The sequence below is a fragment of the Chamaesiphon sp. OTE_8_metabat_110 genome (genome assembly GCF_031382685.1).
Taxonomy (GTDB): domain Bacteria; phylum Cyanobacteriota; class Cyanobacteriia; order Cyanobacteriales; family Chamaesiphonaceae; genus Chamaesiphon.
In genome coordinates this window covers 1-4,176 of the sequence record NZ_JANMZA010000665.1, presented here as the reverse complement: position 1 = coordinate 4,176, position 4,176 = coordinate 1, and the positions used below count along the sequence as shown (strand labels likewise).

General features: G+C 47.6%; 4 protein-coding genes. 2 read left to right on the top strand and 2 right to left on the bottom strand.

Annotation, left to right across the window (positions count from 1 at the left end):
* Nucleotides 1-237 precede the first annotated feature (237 nt).
* A complete protein-coding gene (locus tag RMO52_RS24015) occupies nucleotides 238-912 on the bottom strand; it encodes a HEAT repeat domain-containing protein (RefSeq protein WP_310419418.1) in 675 nt (224 codons plus the stop codon).
* A 157-nt stretch (nucleotides 913-1,069) separates the two neighbouring features.
* On the opposite strand from RMO52_RS24015, the gene RMO52_RS24010 reads away from it, so the two are divergent.
* Nucleotides 1,070-2,392: a HAMP domain-containing sensor histidine kinase gene (locus RMO52_RS24010; RefSeq protein ID WP_310419415.1), complete on the top strand. Its 1,323-nt coding sequence runs from the start codon at nucleotides 1,070-1,072 to the stop codon at nucleotides 2,390-2,392.
* A 261-nt stretch (nucleotides 2,393-2,653) separates the two neighbouring features.
* On the opposite strand, the gene RMO52_RS24005 is transcribed toward RMO52_RS24010, so the two are convergent.
* Nucleotides 2,654-3,577 carry a DUF1517 domain-containing protein gene (locus tag RMO52_RS24005; protein ID WP_310419412.1) on the bottom strand — a complete coding sequence of 308 codons (924 nt, stop codon included), beginning with the start codon at nucleotides 3,575-3,577 and terminating at the stop codon, nucleotides 2,654-2,656.
* Between the two features lie 302 nt (nucleotides 3,578-3,879).
* Here RMO52_RS24005 and RMO52_RS24000 point away from each other — a divergent pair.
* A partial coding sequence (locus RMO52_RS24000; protein WP_310419409.1) for an ABA4-like family protein occupies nucleotides 3,880-4,176 on the top strand: 297 nt, incomplete at its 3' end.

Below are 4,176 nucleotides of genomic sequence, written 5' to 3'. Positions count from 1 at the left end.
CGTTTGTGTGCGTCAGCGACGCGCGTTCTGGAGGTTCCCTCCAGGTCGAGCGCGTCAAGACAAGACAACGACAAGACAGCGAATCAAGACAGGGGGTAGGTTTTAGACTTTAGGTTTTGCGGATCGGATCGCGCGGAGGATACCTGGCGCATGTGTTTTACCGAGCAAGTCTTTAGGCTTTAGATCGGTTGCTCGCGTAACCCCCTACACAGTATAACCTCCCTCACTCTGGCTCATTTATGCTTCCATGCGTTGTAGACAGATCGTGGCGGCGGCGGAAACGTGGGGATGAGCGTCCTTGGTGAGATACTTGAGTGCGGAGATACTCTTGGGTGTGTTTAATTGTCCCAGCGCCTCTGCTAAACGTTGGCGTACCAACCAGTCTTCAGCCTCGATAAACGTGACTAGCTTGTCTACGGCGGCGAGGGCTTTAATTTCGCCTAGTGCAGCAATTGCGGCTTGTTGGAGGACGACTTCGGGCGAATCTAGCGCCTTCATCAGCACGTCAAAAGCACGGGGATCTTTGAGGTTGCCCAGCGAGACAGCCGCACTGAACCGGACTAACCAGTCTGTATCTTCATAAAATGCTCTGACGAGTGCTTCAAAGGCACGGATATCCTCTAAGTATCCCAAGGCACCCGCAGCATCGGCACGAATACCATAATCTGGGTCATTCGCGAGGATTTCGATCAAAATCGGGTAAGATTCTGAGGTGACTTTGATACCTAAAGCGAACACTGCCATCGATCGCAGTTGTAAGCTTTCATCATTGAGCACTTTTTTGATCAACGGTAATGCCACGTCCGCAGGTACATTTCGTAGTGAGGCTAATGCTACCATTCGATCGCGCAAATCTGGACTCTCCAACTGTTGTGTCAGTAGTGCTGTCTCTGTTGGTTCTAGATCGCTCATATACTTTTTGCTATGCTTTATCTTTAAATTGTAACAAATTTTATTAATCTAACGGCTAGACAGATATTTTTGACCCAGTGAGACTGCACGCTAGATGCAGTAACCGATTTGTCTAGTCGGAACGCACTATCTGACCATAGCACCCCGATAAAGATCCATGCCTACCCCGATCGACTCAACGCATCTATGTCAACTTACCGCGACTCAAATCCAGGAAATTTTAGTACTCAATGGAGTCTTAATCGAACAGTATCAACCCCAGTTACATCGCTGGTTGACGATCGCGCAGTTGCCAGATCTCGGACAATTGACGCTAAGCATCGAGCCTGATAAAGCAGCGGAGATCGATCGCCGCTTGCATCAACGTGAAATCGTCGAATTTACTGCAATGACGACGGTGATGAAGATCGATATTTGCGATCGGTATGTATTTATTCCTTTGCTCACCCAGCCCGGATTTCACGATCGCCAGGAAACCGAATTATGGGGTCGAATTTGTCTGATCGGACACCCCCATAGTATCTGGTCGCCGCAAGATTTATCGTGGGTACAAGCACTAGGACAACAACTCCTCACCGCAATGAATTTGCTCGCAGAAGCCGCGACAGCATCCGAACCGATAAATGCGAGTAGCTCCCCCTTATCCGACCTTGCCGAACTGATCGAGCGGCTCGGTAGCTTAGAGGATATTTGTCAACAGAAGGATGAATTTATCGATAGTATCGCTCACGATTTGCGGGCACCATTGATGAATATTAAAATGGCGATGAAGATGTTGAGAACTAGCTTAGAAAACGATCCAGATATCTCACATTTACTACTCGGACATCGAGCGGAAACATATTTAAATATTTTAGAACAAGAATGCGATCGAGAGGTAGAATCGATCGATCGCATCTTAGATATCCAAAGATTGGAATATGTGGAAGAACGGGAACGATCCTTATGCCCAGAGACATTACGCAGACAGGTATCGCCGACTTTACCCTCAGAGCAGCAACTCAATCTCGAATCATTAGCAATTGCTACCTGGCTACCACCAACGATCGAACCATTTATTCATCGTGCTAAAAATGACGGTCAAATACTAACTAGTTCGGTGTCCCAATGGCTACCGACGATCGAAACCGATCGCACTCTTTTGACTAAGATTGCGATCGAACTCTTAAATAATGCCTGTAAATATACACGCGTAGACGGACAGATCTCCATCGCGATCGAAGCTCATCCACACTCCGATTCACTAACGATCGTTGTCAAAAATCAGGCAGAAATACCTCAGCAACATTTACCACGGATCTTCGATCGCTTTTATCGAATTCCCTCGCGAGGAACGTCACAAAATGGGAGTGGGTTAGGATTATCTTTAGTCCAAAAATTAGTCGATCGATTAAACGGTCAAATTCATGCGACTAGTGCGGCTGGCTGGACAGAGTTTGTCGTTAAATTACCTTTAGCCGTTCGAGCTAGTCGCTGCTAAATCCCTAAATAAGTAGGTTAGACTTCGTTTCGAGGTGGTTTACCCCCCCCCAACCCCCCTTATAAGGGGAGGGCTGGGGTGGGGTAAAGGACTACGCATCATCTCATCTTCCCTGGACTTGTATATATACCGCAGCTTTCTAAGGGGATTTAGATCTAAAAACGAAGCAATTAGACTTTTCAGACATCCTCTAATAAACAGAGATTAAGAGCATAAAAAAATCTCCCACAATTGGGAGATAATCGAGCTAAACTACACTAACTAAACCAATTTAAGATCGGGATAGTAGGCGAGAATATCATCGGTAGTAAGGGCATCACCATTGGCTTGAGGCGTCCAGATTGCTTCGATGGCGACAATCGCACTAGCATCGAGACTACCGAGCAGTTGCAGAGCTTGACGCAAATCGCTTTCACCATTGATTTGAGGTAATTCAAGCTGACGCGTAGCAGCAACCAAGAGCGTGACGATGATGTATTCAGCGCGTTCTTGCTCTTGCTCGACTGTGGCTAACTCACCAGTAGAGTTGAGGGTGGCATTAGCACCAGCCTGACGGAGTTGGTTATTGACCTTGCTTAGGGTTTCCGTCGTAAATTTACCACGCTCGTTGAGAGACAGTTGATTGAATACGGCTTCTGCTCGATCGAGTTTAGCTTGTTGAATGCCAGTCTTAGCATACGTCCAATACTCGGGGTGACGGAGCAATTCGAGGCTAGTCTCTTGCAGAAGGTACATTCTGCCGCTGGCGGTATCCGCATTGACAGTCTCTGCCAATTGGTTTAACTTAGACTGGACATCACGAGCTTCAGCAAGTAAACCGACCTGAATTTGGGCGATCGAAACTTGGGGATTGTAAACATCGCCACCTTCAAAACTATCGCCACCAGCGACTCGTCGGAAAGTATTAAGCAAGAATCCACCCACTGAAATCAGCACTAACAGCGACAACAAGCTGCCACCGCCGCCACCAAAGAGGAAGGGGAGATAGAAAGGTGAGAAACCACCACCTGGGTAGTAGCCACCACCACGACCGTAACCATTACTAGGTGAACTATAGCCCCCCCGGCTAGGAGCGCGGAACGAGCCACCACCGATGCGTCCGCCACTACGAGCGGCAAAAGCATCTCCAGTCTGAGCGAACACGAGAGTTAGGACTAGTCCGACTGCTACAAAGGACTTCAACATAGGTTTAAGAAGAGCGCGGAGTTTATCGAGCATAACTACCTGTAAAAAAAGCTTATTTATTCTTTTAATGTAACGACTTTGACAGTGGAAAGTCTTTACTTATCGAATTTCTTCAATTTTAACGCGGGGGATCGGGAGGGCGAAGTGTCGATCGATGTAGAGATAACCGATGCACTTGCCCCATTTATGCCTCTGTCACTCTTGCCGTCCTCATTCCAGCGGCTGGTGATGGCAACCCTGAAGTACCAGCGATAATAGATAGTAGATCCTACTGTCGTTCGGTTCCTTATTTATATAGTCCAATGCTTAGTCAACTATTCGATGCTGCTAACTTATTCGTCCTCCCATTCTGGGCATTGATGATTGTCTTACCCAAATGGGAGATTACCCGCAAAGTAATTTCATCGCCCCTTCCCTTCGCCACCCTCGCGGGATTGTATATCTACCTGCTGGTTGTCGCTGTCAATCCCGAATCAGCAGCGGCTCTCGCCAACCCTAAACTAGCTGACATTGCCCGCTTTTTTGCCGATGAAGGGGCTGCTGCTGTCGGTTGGGTACATTTCCTGGTGATGGACTTATTTGTCGGGCGGTATATTTAT

Bases quoted from the DNA above. Each gene is read 5' to 3' on its own strand.
- RMO52_RS24005 (WP_310419412.1), bottom strand. From the start codon at position 3,577: ATGTTGAAGTCCTTTGTAGCAGTCGGACTAGTCCTAACTCTCGTGTTC.
- RMO52_RS24010 (WP_310419415.1), top strand. From the start codon at position 1,070: ATGCCTACCCCGATCGACTCAACGCATCTATGTCAACTTACCGCGACT.
- RMO52_RS24015 (WP_310419418.1), bottom strand. From the start codon at position 912: ATGAGCGATCTAGAACCAACAGAGACAGCACTACTGACACAACAGTTG.